This window comes from Microcoleus sp. AR_TQ3_B6 (assembly GCF_036702785.1).
Taxonomy (GTDB): Bacteria; Cyanobacteriota; Cyanobacteriia; order Cyanobacteriales; family Microcoleaceae; genus Microcoleus.
Genome location: NZ_JAUBVJ010000084.1, coordinates 1 through 13,611 on the forward strand (window position 1 = coordinate 1; position 13,611 = coordinate 13,611).

The 13,611-nt window shown below is 44.3% G+C and carries 11 protein-coding genes; 5 read left to right on the forward strand and 6 right to left on the reverse strand.

Features of this window, described 5'->3' with window-relative positions:
• The 4 genes from QUB56_RS28895 to QUB56_RS28910 form a co-directional block, all read right to left on the reverse strand.
• Positions 1-2,654: DUF4347 domain-containing protein (locus tag QUB56_RS28895; RefSeq protein WP_332959745.1), on the reverse strand; the 2,654-nt coding region annotated here is incomplete at its 3' end.
• A 614-nt stretch (positions 2,655-3,268) separates the two neighbouring features.
• On the reverse strand, positions 3,269-4,147 hold the full coding sequence (locus QUB56_RS28900; protein WP_332959746.1) for an inositol monophosphatase family protein: 879 nt from the start codon (positions 4,145-4,147) through the stop codon (positions 3,269-3,271).
• Positions 4,148-4,270: 123 nt separating this feature from the next.
• Positions 4,271-5,395 carry a cupin-like domain-containing protein gene (locus QUB56_RS28905; protein WP_332959747.1) on the reverse strand — a complete coding sequence of 375 codons (1,125 nt, stop codon included), beginning with the start codon at positions 5,393-5,395 and terminating at the stop codon, positions 4,271-4,273.
• 198 nt (positions 5,396-5,593) lie between these two features.
• On the reverse strand, positions 5,594-6,457 hold the full coding sequence (locus tag QUB56_RS28910) for a sugar kinase (RefSeq protein ID WP_332959748.1): 864 nt from the start codon (positions 6,455-6,457) through the stop codon (positions 5,594-5,596).
• A 49-nt stretch (positions 6,458-6,506) separates the two neighbouring features.
• On the opposite strand from QUB56_RS28910, the gene rsmI reads away from it, so the two are divergent.
• On the forward strand, positions 6,507-7,376 hold the full coding sequence (gene rsmI / locus QUB56_RS28915; RefSeq protein ID WP_332959749.1) for a 16S rRNA (cytidine(1402)-2'-O)-methyltransferase: 870 nt from the start codon (positions 6,507-6,509) through the stop codon (positions 7,374-7,376).
• Between the two features lie 124 nt (positions 7,377-7,500).
• Positions 7,501-8,718, forward strand: coding sequence for a glycosyltransferase (locus QUB56_RS28920; protein ID WP_332959750.1), 1,218 nt, complete (start codon positions 7,501-7,503; stop codon positions 8,716-8,718).
• Positions 8,719-8,807: 89 nt separating this feature from the next.
• On the opposite strand, the gene QUB56_RS28925 is transcribed toward QUB56_RS28920, so the two are convergent.
• Positions 8,808-9,986 carry a DNA cytosine methyltransferase gene (locus QUB56_RS28925; RefSeq protein WP_332959751.1) on the reverse strand — a complete coding sequence of 393 codons (1,179 nt, stop codon included), beginning with the start codon at positions 9,984-9,986 and terminating at the stop codon, positions 8,808-8,810.
• A gap of 19 nt (positions 9,987-10,005) precedes the next feature.
• Entirely contained in the window at positions 10,006-10,875 is an 870-nt protein-coding gene (locus QUB56_RS28930; protein ID WP_332959752.1) for an NgoPII family restriction endonuclease, read from the reverse strand.
• 58 nt (positions 10,876-10,933) lie between these two features.
• Here QUB56_RS28930 and QUB56_RS28935 point away from each other — a divergent pair, with 58 nt between their 5' ends.
• From QUB56_RS28935 to QUB56_RS28945, 3 genes are all read left to right on the forward strand, one after another.
• Positions 10,934-12,223, forward strand: a complete 1,290-nt coding sequence (locus tag QUB56_RS28935) for a folylpolyglutamate synthase/dihydrofolate synthase family protein (RefSeq protein WP_332959753.1) — start codon at positions 10,934-10,936, stop codon at positions 12,221-12,223.
• A 336-nt stretch (positions 12,224-12,559) separates the two neighbouring features.
• A complete protein-coding gene (locus tag QUB56_RS28940; protein WP_332959754.1) occupies positions 12,560-13,177 on the forward strand; it encodes a hypothetical protein in 618 nt (205 codons plus the stop codon).
• A complete protein-coding gene (locus tag QUB56_RS28945; RefSeq protein WP_332959755.1) occupies positions 13,174-13,605 on the forward strand; it encodes a type II toxin-antitoxin system VapC family toxin in 432 nt (143 codons plus the stop codon). The genes QUB56_RS28940 and QUB56_RS28945 overlap by 4 nt, the downstream gene beginning before the upstream one ends.
• Positions 13,606-13,611 lie beyond the last annotated feature (6 nt).

The window sequence follows — 13,611 nt, forward strand, 5'->3', positions numbered from 1 at the left end:
ACTGGCGTGGGCGTTGGCGTGGGAGTGACTGGCGTGGGCGTTGGCGTGGGAGTGACTGGCGTGGGCGTTGGCGTGGGAGTGACTGGCGTGGGCGTTGGCGTGGGAGTGACTGGCGTGGGCGTTGGCGTGGGCGTTGGCGTCGGAGTCGGTGGCGCTACATCATCATTAGTAATAGTTGTGGTAGCGGTAGCAGTGGTAATTGTCGGTGTGGAGCCCGGGGCTGTGGGATTTGAAAGGGTGACGGCAATGGTTTCGTCGGGTTCAACTATCGTGTCGCCTAATACATCGAGAGTAATGGTTTTGGATGTTTCACCGGCGCCAAAATTAATTGTGCCAGTAGCAGCAGTTGCGCCAGAAGTGCCGCCGATGTTGTTGTAATCGCTGACGTTTTTAGCTGTTCCGCCGATCGTATAATTGACGCTACTTGCCCCGCCTGTGTTGCCGCTGCGAGTCGCAGTGAAAGTCAGAGACTTTGTGCCGCTATTGCCTTCAGCAATGCTGGCAGTACCGGCGGCCATGGCATAAGAAACTTTACCGTTAGCAGCAATAGTTAAAGTTGTTTGTTTTGTTGTACCTGCAATGCCACCGGAGATTGTGCCCAAGTTGAGAATTGCGGTTTCGGCATCTTCAGCGAGATTGTCGGGTTTGATAGTAACTGCAACATTCTTGGTGAGTGCGGCACCTGTTGCACCTGCGGGGAATGTAATCGAGGTAGGGGAAATGGTGTAGTCTGAATTAGGGGTGGCACTGCTGCTCTTGTCTATGACAATTGGTACTGTTACACTAGCGTCAGGAGTGCCGCCCAGAGTGACGGGAATATTGACTACCGTGTTTGCAGTTCCTTCTGTTGCGCTGTAAGTTGCCGCACCGAAATTTACCGCCGGGAATGATGTATTTAGCAGAATTGAGGTGTTTTTACCGCCAAAGTTCGCCGTAGCTAAATCGGATAAGCCATCTTTGTTAAAATCACCTACAACAATACCTTGGGGCTGGTCTCCCACAACAAAATTAGTGGCAGTCCCAAAGCTGCCATTGCCACTTCCAAACAAGACGGAGACATCGTCCGATCCATTGTTTGCTGTGGCTAAATCGACTTTTCCATCGGCATTGAAGTCACCACTAGCAATAGCAAGGGGTTGTGTTCCAACGAAGAAGTTGGTAGCTGCACTAAAGTTTCCTGTGCCATCTCCTAACAGTATTGATACGTTGTTTGAGTTTTGATTGCTGGTTGCTAAGTCAGGATTATTGTCCCCGTTAAAGTCTCCTAAAGCAATGTAATTAGGGATATTTCCAACGGTAAAGTTAGTGGCGGCGCCGAAAGTGCCATTAGCATTCTGCAACAAGATGGATACGCTGTCAGAACCAAAGTTCGCTGTCGCTAAGTCTGACTTGCCATCTAGGTTAAAGTCGCCGACAAGCACAAAAAAAGGATTTAACCCCACGCTCAAAGTAGTAGCTGCGCCAAAAGTACCATTACCATTTCCCGGTAAGATGGAGACGTTGTTAGAGTATCGATGGGCTGTAACTAAATCTGAATTACCGTCCCCGTTGAAGTCTGCCACAGCTACGCTAGAGGGCCCTGACCCCACACCAAAGTAGGTGGCTGCACCAAAAGTGCCATTACCATTCCCTAACAGGAGAGAAACGTTGTCAGCCAAATTATTGGCCGTAACCAAGTCAGAATTACCGTCTTTGTTAAAGTCGCCTACAGCGACAGACCAGGTACTGAGCTCGGTGGGCGAGTCGGTGTTAAAATAACTGGCAGCGCCAAATAGGCCTGTGCCATCTCCCAATGCGATCGAGACGCTGTTAACTCCAGTGCTTGCCAAGGCTAGGTCAAGATTGCCGTCTTTGTTAAAGTCCTCCGTCACAACTTTACGGACACTGTAGGTTATGGGAAAATTAGTCGCAGCACCAAAAGTAGACAGAACATACTCGTAACCCGCTAACACTTCGGCTTCAAATACCAGCGGTGTTTCTATTGAACCAGTTCTCACTTCCAATTCCCAGTCGCCGCCCTTTGCTACACTTCCCGTGAGGTTTTGGGAAGCTGCAACGTTTGTATTTGTGAGTTGGGCAATTCGTTGGATGAAGGTGAAACCATCTATATCTCTGGCGTGTCGATCATCTATGGCGTATTCATTATTTATGGCGTATTCATCCGATCCGCCAGGGAATGAATTCCCTGTCTCATAGCGAAAGTCCTCTGAAGAGGACTGTTTATTGAGGTTGTTTTCATTCGGTTTCAACCGACTTGAGCTTTGAGCCTGGGAATTCATTCCCTGGCGGACTTTCGGACAAGCGCGAGGTGCTGATGCGACATTACAACCGTAAATCAGAATGTCTGCACCCAGAGTTAAAGCACTCCGCCACTGCAGCAATCGATGGGAATAAGTTTCCACATTATCTGCACTCAAGCAGCCATTACCCAGTTGCAAGCTGCCCGGAGCACCGTGAGAAATGATGTGAATGCTGTCTATATTGGTACGAAGAGCTAAAATATCAGTAATTTGGTCGATCGCATCCCGGTTCCCATCCAAAACGACTACTTCCGTACCCGGTTTTACTCCAGCAATCAAACTTTGATAATTTTCTACTTTAGTATCTATAAAGGCGATCGCACTTCCTGAAACTTGATTATTTAAATTTGGCATACTGCACCTACCAATAGCTAAAAAAAGACAATAATTTCCCTGTTTCGCGACTTTCGTCCGCAACTCTTCCTGACAGTTCTAGTAATAATAACGGTTTTTTGAGAAAATCTCTATAAAATTTTCTTTATAAACACCTTTTTAATTAAAGTTTTGATAAAGATGGGGAAATTTATTAAGTAATATTGCAAAGAAGCCAGCGCGAGGTGGATACCATAACACAAAAACACTTTAATCCCAAGTGTGATTATACTTAAATATTAAAATCGGAATTTTTGATACAGATGTGCCAGGGGCGGGTTTATTCAGGACTGCGTAACTGGCACATAGGTAGGGTGTCCCGGAGCCCAAAAACCTGTTGAAATTGAAATAATCAATCTAGTAGAGCACCCTACAAAGTGATTTAACTGTGACACTTAGCTTTAGTCCTAAATCCATCGCGTGTTCATCGGTTCCGCCTGGGGTTTCAACCCCCCTCTCACAGCTAAAGCAAGGGTGGGGGCGGGTTTAGGAGATTATTAGTGTTAGGCACTGATGGTTTGTAAAACCCGCCCCTACAAGTTATTCCTGAGAATCTTTAAGGGCGATTCCCTACGGGATAGCTTCGCTTCTCGTACTTACTTCAAACTCGCATCTATCCCCGCTAAAATCTCCTCAGCTTCCCTGCAAATAGCCCCGTGACAGCAACCGTTACTCGCCAACAATCCCCCCCACTGACTCACATCTCCCCGGTTATATTGCAAAGCAGAACCGTCAAAACGAGTAAATCGGCCGCCCGCTTCAGTCAAAATTAATTCCGGCGCCGCTAAATCCCAATCTTTCGGTGCAGACTTTCCCGAAAGAGCAATATAAACATCAGCCTTTTGTTCCACAATAGTCGCAATTTTACAGCCGATACTACCGACAGCAATTTGATTTTGACAAGGAAGTTTTTGTAACAATTGATTAAAGCGATCGCCCCGGTGACTGCGGCTGGTTACTATAGATAAATCTGCCACTATATTTCGCGCCGAAACCTGCAATTTGACCGTAGAACCGACCCGAGTTTCCCCAAAAGCCCCCGCATCGCGGATTGCGTAATAAATCTTTTGCTGTTCGGGCCAAGCCACAACAGCCAATACCGGTCTTCCCTGATATACTAAAGCAATGTGAACTGCAAATTCCCCTGTCCTGTCAATAAAATCTCGCGTTCCATCCAAAGGGTCAATAATCCAAACCCAACTTTGAGGTAAGGGAATTTGACCGTGAGTTTCTAAATAACATTTGTAAGTTTCTTCGCTGAGATAGCCAAATTCTGCATTCCCTAAAGCCGACTGCAATTCGTTGAGAATGTAAGAATTGACAGCGACATCGGCGGCGGTGACGGGGCCATCTTTTTTCTCTTGGATGTCGAGGTTAGGGGTCTGGGAATCCTGGCGATAATAGGATTGTAGGATATCTGATGCACTCCAGGCGATCGTCCGGGCAATTTCGCTTAATTCTTCGAGATTTTTCATTTTTAACCGCAGATAAACGCTAATTAACGCAGATAGATGTTCGTGTTTGCACGTTGTCTAATAACAACTATCAACTGACGCCTGTCTGCTGTCAACTGACACCTGTCAACTGTCAACTATTTTCTACCAATTAATATGAGGATATTTCCATTCATAATAATTGGGAAACACAAAATTAGTAAAGGAAACCGAAATACTAACATCCAATGATTTTACATGATGCCACCAACCGACAGGAATAAAAATAGCTTCTCCCGGTTCCAAAATCACTTCAATAATTTTCGCATCTCTGTAAAGCGGGTATTTTTCGTAATCGGGATTTTCGCCGTCAACTTTGCTGAAAACGCCGACGTGATTGTAAAGCAGAGGTGTTTGCTGGGGAGAAATCAACTTAATTAGTTTGCGGCCCGACACTTGCGCTAAAATTAAATTAACTGGGTCGTGGTGCAGCGGTGTAATCGTACCTTTCGGTCCGAACCAAAAGAAAACTCTGCCTTTTGTATCGCCGGGATTGAGGTATTCTGGGAATATTTCAATGTCGTCAAACAGCGGTTTAAATTCCTCTCTTTCCAGAGTTTGGTTGTTAGCCACCATGTAGTAGTCGTTGCTAGGCCCGCCATTGACCACCATATCTACATATTTGCTGAAAAAAACCGTTCTTTTGTGATTTTCAATTTTAATTTCGTAATTCGGGTCAGAGTTGCGGTTGGCTTGAATTTGTACCTCTGCATCGCCATATTTTTCTTTCAAATACTCCGGCGTCCACAACTGCAATGCTTTCCAGTTGTGCATGATGTTGGTAATAATTACTGGAGTATTTTTTGCGTAGTAATTTTCGAGAAAATACTCTCGGGAAAGGCTGCTTTTGCGTTCGATTGTGCCAAACTTGGAAGACAATGCAGCTAATTGATTGTTGATTCTGAGGTGCGATTCCAGCTTCTGCAATAACTGCACGTATTGGCTACCTGCTTGGAAGTAGGGATGAGAGGATATTTCCCTAACTTCTGCGGTGGCTGTTTCCGCATCTATGCCGCTATTTACTAGGGCTTGAATGATTTCTGCGTCGGGTTGATTTAATAATTTGTTGGCCGCCACCCACTGTTTCAGATTGTCGGGGACTTCTTGTTTGCTTGGAGTGAGTAGATTTTGTAGGTTTTGTGTCAGCCATTCTAGGTTAACCTGCTGTTGTTCTGTCAGGGTAATCCGCAAAGGGGGAAGAGTGATAGTTAGGGGTTTGGTGTCAGGCATGATTCGGGTATTTTGAGGTTGTTTCACTAATATAGCAATTTTAACGAACTGCGAAGGCGCTAAGGGCGCGAAGGAAGAGAGGGAAGGTGTTGACAGTTTTTGTCAAGGTGGTTATGAGGATTTTAACTTAACAGGTGTTGTCTGTTCAAGTTTTCTAGTTGGGATAGGTTTTTACGGGAGACTTTGGTTAATTTTCAATTAAAATTCACTCTTATTCATCCAGCCGCGGGTTCCGAATTCTTTGCAGGAATGGGAAGCGATTTTAGCTGATGCTGTGAGAGTATCTGTAAAGTTATTTTGCAAAATGTAGTGACAGAAAGCCCCGTGAAAAATATCGCCAGCGCCTAAAGTGTCTGCGGCTTGAATTTGAGGTACTTCTATACTGCTGTAAGTGCCATTGCTGAGGTATAAAATTGATTTTTGGCCGCGAGTGATGGCAATATGGGGAATTCCGGCTGATGACAGGTAAGCAAAGACTTGTTCGGAATTGTAGCAGTTGGGTGGATGAAAGTTATCCGAACATACGGCCCATTCAATAAAAGGTAATATTTCTTCTAATCCGGGTTTCCAACTGCCGCCGTCGAGGAGAATTGGAATGTTTTTTGAGCGGGCAAGTTGAGCAATTTCTTGGCTGGCGGCGATTTGATGTCCGTCAACCAATACAATATTAACGGAGGTTAAAATATCCGGGTTAATTGCTTGAGGGTCAACCTGAGATTTAGTAGCATTAATCGAGACTACGGCCCGATCGCCCGTTGCTTCAGTTACAATAATCGAGGAAACTGGCGGCGAGTGCGATCGCCCGGGTTCCAAATCAATTATCCTGACATTATACTCCGCTAAGTCTGCACGAATTAATTGGGCGATCGCGTGAGTGCCCAAAACCCCAGCCCATACCGCCGCATTCCCCAAATAGCTAAAAGTGACCGCAGCATTGGTCGCCGGCCCCCCCGCAGCAATGGTACAATCAGAAGCAACAACTTTCTGATTTTCACCCGGAGGCCCAACAGCCAAATAAACTAAATCTAAAGTCGCCAATCCCAAAAACAATCCAGTTTTCATATCTGCGTTAATCCGCGTTCATCTGCGGTTAAAAAATCCCAATCTTAAAATGCAAGCAAATCCCACCACAGGAACACTTTACATCGTAGGAACCCCGATCGGCAACCTCGAAGACATGACCTTTCGCGCCATCCGAATCTTGCAAACAGTAGACTTCATCGCCGCCGAAGATACCCGCCATACAGGCAAACTTTTGCACCATTTTCAAATCCAAACTCCCCAAATCAGCTATCACGAACACAACCAAAACCAGCGACTTCCCGAACTCATCGACAAACTGCATTTAGGCAAAGATATCGCCCTCGTCACCGATGCCGGAATGCCGGGAATTTCTGACCCCGGATACGAGTTAGTCAAAGCCTGCGCCGATGCTAATATTAACATTATTCCGATTCCCGGTCCGACCGCCTGCATTGTTGGGATAACTGCATCAGGATTACCCACAGAGAGATTTGTATTTGAAGGTTTCTTACCCGTGAAAGGTCAAGAACGCCAACAGAGTTTAGAAGCTTTGCGCATAGAATCCCGCACTATAATATTATACGAATCTCCGCACCGATTGCGACAAACTTTACAAGATTTAGCAAATAGTTTGGGAAGCGACAGACAGATTGTGCTGGCGAGAGAATTAACTAAAATGCACGAAGAGTTTGGGCGCGGTAGTATAGAAAGTGCGATCGAGCTTTACACCAATCGCGAACCCCAGGGAGAATTCACCCTCGTAATTGCCGGCCTTCAAACAGCCTCACCAATATTTTCCGAAGACGCCATCAAAGCAGAATTGCAAACATTAATTGCAGAAGGCATAAGTCGTTCCCAAGCCAGCCGCCAACTAGCGCAACAAACATCCCTCCCCCGCCGCCAAATCTACCAACTAGCCCTGACAATTGGCGACAATGACTCAGTAGAACAACCCTGAGATGACTTGTGAATATCTCTCTTCTCTTCTCCTCTGCGCCCTCTGCGCCCTCTGCGGTTAAATAAAAAAAAATCTTGTCCACAAAACCAATAACATTGCTATACAATAATACCAAAAAATTTTTATGGTACGCGGAAACTACGATCGACAAAAACCATATTTGCGCAACCCCCACATCAACAAACCCATCGCCGAAATTTATGCAGACTTAGACGCCTTTAGCTGGGAGATATTTGAAGACCAACCCCACCGCTTCGATACCGTCAGTTTCTACGTCTTGCTTCCCCCACTGTTTTACGAAGGGCGTTTCATCAAAGGAATTTACTTCAGCGAAGCAGTCGAACTCATCAACAAACTATTTCCCCAACTTTCCTCAGTATTTTTCTCCTTCACCTATTCCCCCGGAATCTCCTATTCCTGGGCGCCCATAGCTGACGCCTACTCGAGTTTATACAAAAACCCGCAGCGAGATAAGTGGTTTCGCCAAACTTATCCCGATCGCGCCCACAAACCAATCATACCACTCCAAGACACCGACTTCATCAACGAATACTTAATTTCCCCGCGCAACGTCCCCGCCAAAGACATCAACCTCCTCGCCGTCGCCCGACTCTCCGAAGAAAAAAATTTGCCAATCATAGCCAAAGCCTTAAAAGTTTACCGCCAAAAATATCCGCAAAAACCGATAAAATTAACAGTAGTCACCGGACAGGATTTTGAGGCTAGCAACCTGAAAACTCTCGACGAGTACGCCTTAAACGAATGGCGGCAAATAGAGGAAATTTTAACCAATCCCTCCGACTACATTAACTTAGTGCCGAGAGTTGACTACTACAGCGAAATCCCCACATATTATTCGCGGGCCCAAGCATTCGTCCTCGGTTCCCTCCTCGAAGGAAAAAACCGGGGAATTACCGAAGCCATGAGTTGCAACGTACCAGTAATTTGTTTTGAAGAATTCAACCAATACGCCAGAGGCAACTCGCCAGTTTTCCCCGAAGGTGCGGGTCTTTACGCGAAATTTGACCCGGAATCCTTAGCCGATACTATATATACAGTATTGGAAAATCAGGCAGAATTTAAGCCGCGATATCAGTATTTAAAGCATTGCGGGCGCAAGAACTTTTTCAATACTTGTATAGACAGTTTTCCTTACTATCAGCACAACATTCCCGACTACAAGCCCGGAGATGCGATTAACAATTTGTGGCTGGATTTAGCAGTTCAACAAAATTATCAAGTTAGTTTGAATAGCTTTTTGTACGGAGGTTCTCCCTTGTCTCATATTCGCGGGACAAATGAGATTCAGCACAACCTCGGCGAGTTAACAAAATTCAAATAACATATCAAAATAGCCTCAGTCAACGCACCCTAAGATTTTGATTGGGCCAGAAATTTACTTTCTACGTCAGACGTAAATTCCCATTCAGATTATAGTAAATTCAACTGGAGTGGACATTCAGTTTCATTGGAATGGTTGCCCAAACTAGAATTGTGATGTTTTTGATTATTTATTTGGGCAAAGTCTTTTTTATTGGTCTTAGCTGTGATTTCTAATTCAGAACCGAATAAACTTAACTGAGTCGAAGAATCAGCTTGATTTTTTCTTCTCCTCAAACCTGGTTTTTCAGATTCTTTAATATCTTGATGTATCTTGCTTGCTAGTACCAGAGCTAACTTAACAGGTACTGCATTGCCGACCATTTTGTATCCGTCAGCAATATACTTGTACTTAAAAATAAACTCATCCGGGAAAGTCTGAACTCTCGCGCACTCTCGCACAGAAAGCCGACGGTAAGGCAGAGGCGAATAGGGGTCAAAAATGCGTTTGTCTTTGCCAACCAAAATCATTTTACTAGCTTGAGGATGGAGAGGTGCGTGTCTGCCGCTTGCCTGAATTGTAAAAGAAGGTTCTGACCAACTTCTAACTCGATTGCGCGACATATAAATGCTCGAAAAGCCCAAATCCGCACATTCGTGATTTTGGACATAATCGTGATAATTATCTAATTTACCCTTAACTGACATAGGGGCGATCGCGTGCAAATTAAAAATCGCATCTTTCAGCGTCAAAACATCGGTTCCATGTTCGGGAAACTCAAAACCAAAACCCAGAGTTTCCCGATAGCCAACAACAATCACTCTTTGCCTATCTTGCGGCACACCAAAATTTTTGGCATTCAGCAACTTGAACGAAACCCGATACCCAATTTCCTCAAACTGCGATAATATATAAGTGAAAGCATCCTTGTTTCTGGGGGCTAAGATGCCTCTAACATTCTCAGCCAAGAAAAACAAAGGCTGCTTGTCCCGCACAATTCTGATATACTCCCAGAAAAGTTGACCCCGACTATCGTCAATTCCCCGTTTCGCGCCTGCAGCACTCCAACTTTGACAAGGAGGCCCGCCAATAATTCCAATACAGTCGGGAATTTCATCAGAATTGATTTTTCTGATATCTCTTTTATCTAAAATAGTGTCACGATGGTTGAACTCGTAGGTATCCCAAATAGTGCGATCGCACTCATTCGCCCAAACAATATTAAATCCCGCTTGTCGAAAACCCAAATCCAACCCACCACATCCTGCAAACAGAGATATGATATTCATAATGCCTTTGCCTTTAGTGTTAGATTTTGTAAGTAATAATTTTAGCAGGTATGAGGTTGTCAGGATTATCGGGACATTTAATCGACTGACTATTAATATTAAATCCGGGAACTGAGATGGATTCGATCTTGGTTCTGCTGTCAAGTGGAAAAGACAAATATTTACTTTCCTTCATTATGGCGATAATCTGAAATTTTTTCTGGGGGTTAGAGCCTGTATCTATATAATCAAAAACTTTAGAAGGATTTTTTATTACCCACATTCCTCTAATTCTTAATTCAGTTATATCTAGCTTGTCTACTTTATTCACTCTCCCTAGCTCTTTTGTTTCGCTAAATTCCACATCTGGAATTGCATTAATTCCAGTGACTATTTGGTCTCTAATGCCTTCATAATATTCTTTGCTAGCAGCATAGCAGTCACCATAAACAAACCAGAGGGTTTTCAGATTTTCTTTTGTATTGTCATCACTGGTTGCTCCAATTGCATAAACAATATCCTTCTCTGTCCATGTTTCACAATCACGACACGCTGAGATAATTTGTGGATGGTCAGAAAACAATTTTGATTTGGGATAGGAACTATTTAATTGAATCGTAGCGCTGGAATTTTTTATTTTATTTATTTCTATGGCATCGCCATTCCTGATCATTAAATCGGGAGGATTATTCTTATTGCCACGCATCCAAGAAAATACTTCATCGTACTTTTCAAGTTTATTGCTGAGTTCCGGTTCATTTATCGTATTTGCAAAAGCATCCTTGACAAAATACTCGAGTGCATCACCCACAGCATTAGTTCTATTGTTTTTTTGGATTTTATAATGACTGACCAAGTCAGGTACAGGATTATCGATAATTGTAGCGATCGCTTGCAGTATATTTGTCATCTGTTATAAAAATTAGAGGACTCAATTTAACCAGGGTCAATCATAGCAGATATCCTCAATGAATGCAAGTTACCTCCTCCAATCCTACCAACATTTCGGCGTCCACCTCGGCCTAGAAAGAATCAAACAACTTCTAGAAAAACTAGATAACCCCCACCAAAAAGTACCCATTATCCACATTGCCGGCACAAACGGTAAAGGTTCCGTTTGCGCTTATCTCTCTTCCGTACTAACAGAAGCAGGCTATCGAGTCGGGCGCTACACATCCCCGCACCTAATCGATTGGACAGAAAGAATTTGCATCAACCAAAAACCGATTTCCCCAACAGAATTGCAACAGTGTCTCGAACGAGTTGTCGCCGCCACCCAAAACAACACCGAAACTCCCACTCAATTTGAAATAATCACCGCAGCAGCTTGGCTGTATTTCGCCGAACAAAAAACAGACATCGCAGTCATAGAAACTGGATTGGGAGGAAGATTAGACGCGACTAACGTTTGCGAAACACCTCTCGCTAGCGTCATCACTTCTATCAGTCTCGACCACTGGCAAATACTCGGCCCCACCGTCGCCGATATTGCTGGGGAAAAAGCGGGAATTCTTAAAGCAAAATGTCCGGCAGTTATCGGAGAATTGCCAGAATCAGCTAGAATAGTAGTAGAAAAACGCATTCAAGAATTAGACTGTCCGGCAACTTGGGTAAAACCAGCAATAGATTTAGGACAAGGATTAGCAGAATATCATCCACATCCAGAAATCAGCGTTAATCCGCGTTCATCTGCGGTTAAAATAAAATATCAATTGCCGCTGCTGGGAAAAATTCAACTAATGAATTCAGCAATTGCGATCGCAACTCTCCACACTCTCCAAAACCAAGGATGGCAAATATCCCCAACCGCCATCGAAAACGGTATCGCCAACACCCAATGGCCCGGAAGACTCCAGCAGACAACTTGGAAAAACCGCAAAATATTAATTGACGGCGCCCACAACCCCGCTGCAGCCATCGCCCTGCGTGAATATGTCGATCGCCTGAACGATCGCCCGTCAGCGATTAACTGGGTAATCGGCATTCTGGCGACTAAAGACTGCGAGGATATTTTGAAAGCATTACTCAAAAAGGGCGATCGGCTTTACCTAGTACCCGTACCCGATCAAAACTCATCATCCCCTGCAGAATTAGCCGCACTAGCTCAAATTATCTGCCCCGAATTAACACTTTGTCAAGCCTTCCCCGACTTAACCACAGCCTTAGATGCTGCTGTTACAGGCGACAACCTAACAATCCTTTGCGGTTCGCTTTATCTCGTGGGCTATTTTATGCAACAACAACAATCCCAAGCTTAAACGCATCCTGCCTTAAGATGAAGTGTTCGGGTAAACTGGCAAGAGATGCTTCACAGACACTGGGTTTCTTGTCGCAATCTCATGTCCGTTAGCAACGAATAGCAGAATAGAATCCGCCTTGTGAAGAGGCGGTAATTTCATCATTCGATAATAACTTAAAAGCTTATATATGCTTATATATATGGCGGCACAGATTCCCATTATTTAATAATACGTCAAGTGGCAGAAAAAAGCAAGGGGCGAGTTCAAAAAATATTAATGCCTAATGCCCAAAGCCCAAGGCCCTATTTTTGTTACAATATAAATGAGTTTAGAAAATTTTAGAGATAGAAGTTTATGAGCAGCCTTATATCGGTGCAAACGCTAATTGAATATATAGAAGCTTTGCCAGACCAAGAGCAAACTTTACTATTTGACGAGCTTTTCAGGCGAAACACAATCAAGCAGCGTCAGGAAAACAATACAGCAGCACTGAAGGCGTCCATCATGGCAGAAGGAGAAAAGCCGCGCCAGGAAAATACCAAGCAGACAGTCAAGACAAAAACACTCTTAACAGGTAACGCTACCTGCGACATTCGCGCAGCCGATCGCACTAACTTTGGGGGCGACCTCGACAGCTCAACTTATCACATAATCATTAAAAACGAATCAGACAGAACAGTCAGTGCAGCGTTGCTGGGATGGCCCGAATGTAAAGCTTTTGGCGAGACGCGATCGCAAGCACTGCAAAACCTTCACGATTTAGTAAATGCCCAGCTAGCGGAAGCTGAAATCGTCTCTGTCAAACTCACGAATAGTCGATCGAACAATCCTTGGGTGAGGTTAGCTGGTAAGGATGAAAACGATCCGCAATACGATGAGGTATTGGCACACATAGAAGAATATCGCCGCGAACTCGATGCAGAAACCGAAGCTTATTACAGTCAAATTGACGCTGCGGCTGAAACCAAATGAGCCGATACATACTTGATACGGATTGTTTCTCCCTTTGGCGAAAGAATCATCCAATGATGGTGCAGCGGGTCAAGGTTAACGCAGAAAACCTTGCTGTAACTATCATAACCGTAGAGGAAGTAATTCGCGGCAGGTTCAATGTTATCAGACAGGCTTCTGAACCTTCGCAAGCGGACAAATTAGTATGGGCTTACACCAAGTTATGGGATACATTAGATGTTTTCAAAAATCTCAACATTCTGAAATTTGACCAGAATGCTTTCACTATTTACACTGAGTTCCGCAGTCAAAGAATACGCATCGGCACGCAAGATTTGCGGATTGCTGCTATTGTACTTGCTAATAATGCTATCCTCGTTACGCGCAACTACCGAGATTTTTCGCAAGTGCCTGGTTTAGTGCAGGAAGACTGGACAATTCAACCTTAAAAGCAA

What these genes read in the sequence shown, in the direction of transcription:
- QUB56_RS28905 (WP_332959747.1), bottom strand. Translation starts at nt 5,395, where the DNA reads ATGCCTGACACCAAACCCCTAACTATCACTCTTCCCCCTTTGCGGATT.
- QUB56_RS28900 (WP_332959746.1), bottom strand. Translation starts at nt 4,147, where the DNA reads ATGAAAAATCTCGAAGAATTAAGCGAAATTGCCCGGACGATCGCCTGG.
- QUB56_RS28930 (WP_332959752.1), bottom strand. Translation starts at nt 10,875, where the DNA reads ATGACAAATATACTGCAAGCGATCGCTACAATTATCGATAATCCTGTA.
- QUB56_RS28945 (WP_332959755.1), top strand. Translation starts at nt 13,174, where the DNA reads ATGAGCCGATACATACTTGATACGGATTGTTTCTCCCTTTGGCGAAAG.
- QUB56_RS28935 (WP_332959753.1), top strand. Translation starts at nt 10,934, where the DNA reads ATGAATGCAAGTTACCTCCTCCAATCCTACCAACATTTCGGCGTCCAC.
- QUB56_RS28925 (WP_332959751.1), bottom strand. Translation starts at nt 9,986, where the DNA reads ATGAATATCATATCTCTGTTTGCAGGATGTGGTGGGTTGGATTTGGGT.
- rsmI (WP_332959749.1), top strand. Translation starts at nt 6,507, where the DNA reads ATGCAAGCAAATCCCACCACAGGAACACTTTACATCGTAGGAACCCCG.
- QUB56_RS28910 (WP_332959748.1), bottom strand. Translation starts at nt 6,457, where the DNA reads ATGAAAACTGGATTGTTTTTGGGATTGGCGACTTTAGATTTAGTTTAT.
- QUB56_RS28920 (WP_332959750.1), top strand. Translation starts at nt 7,501, where the DNA reads ATGGTACGCGGAAACTACGATCGACAAAAACCATATTTGCGCAACCCC.
- QUB56_RS28940 (WP_332959754.1), top strand. Translation starts at nt 12,560, where the DNA reads ATGAGCAGCCTTATATCGGTGCAAACGCTAATTGAATATATAGAAGCT.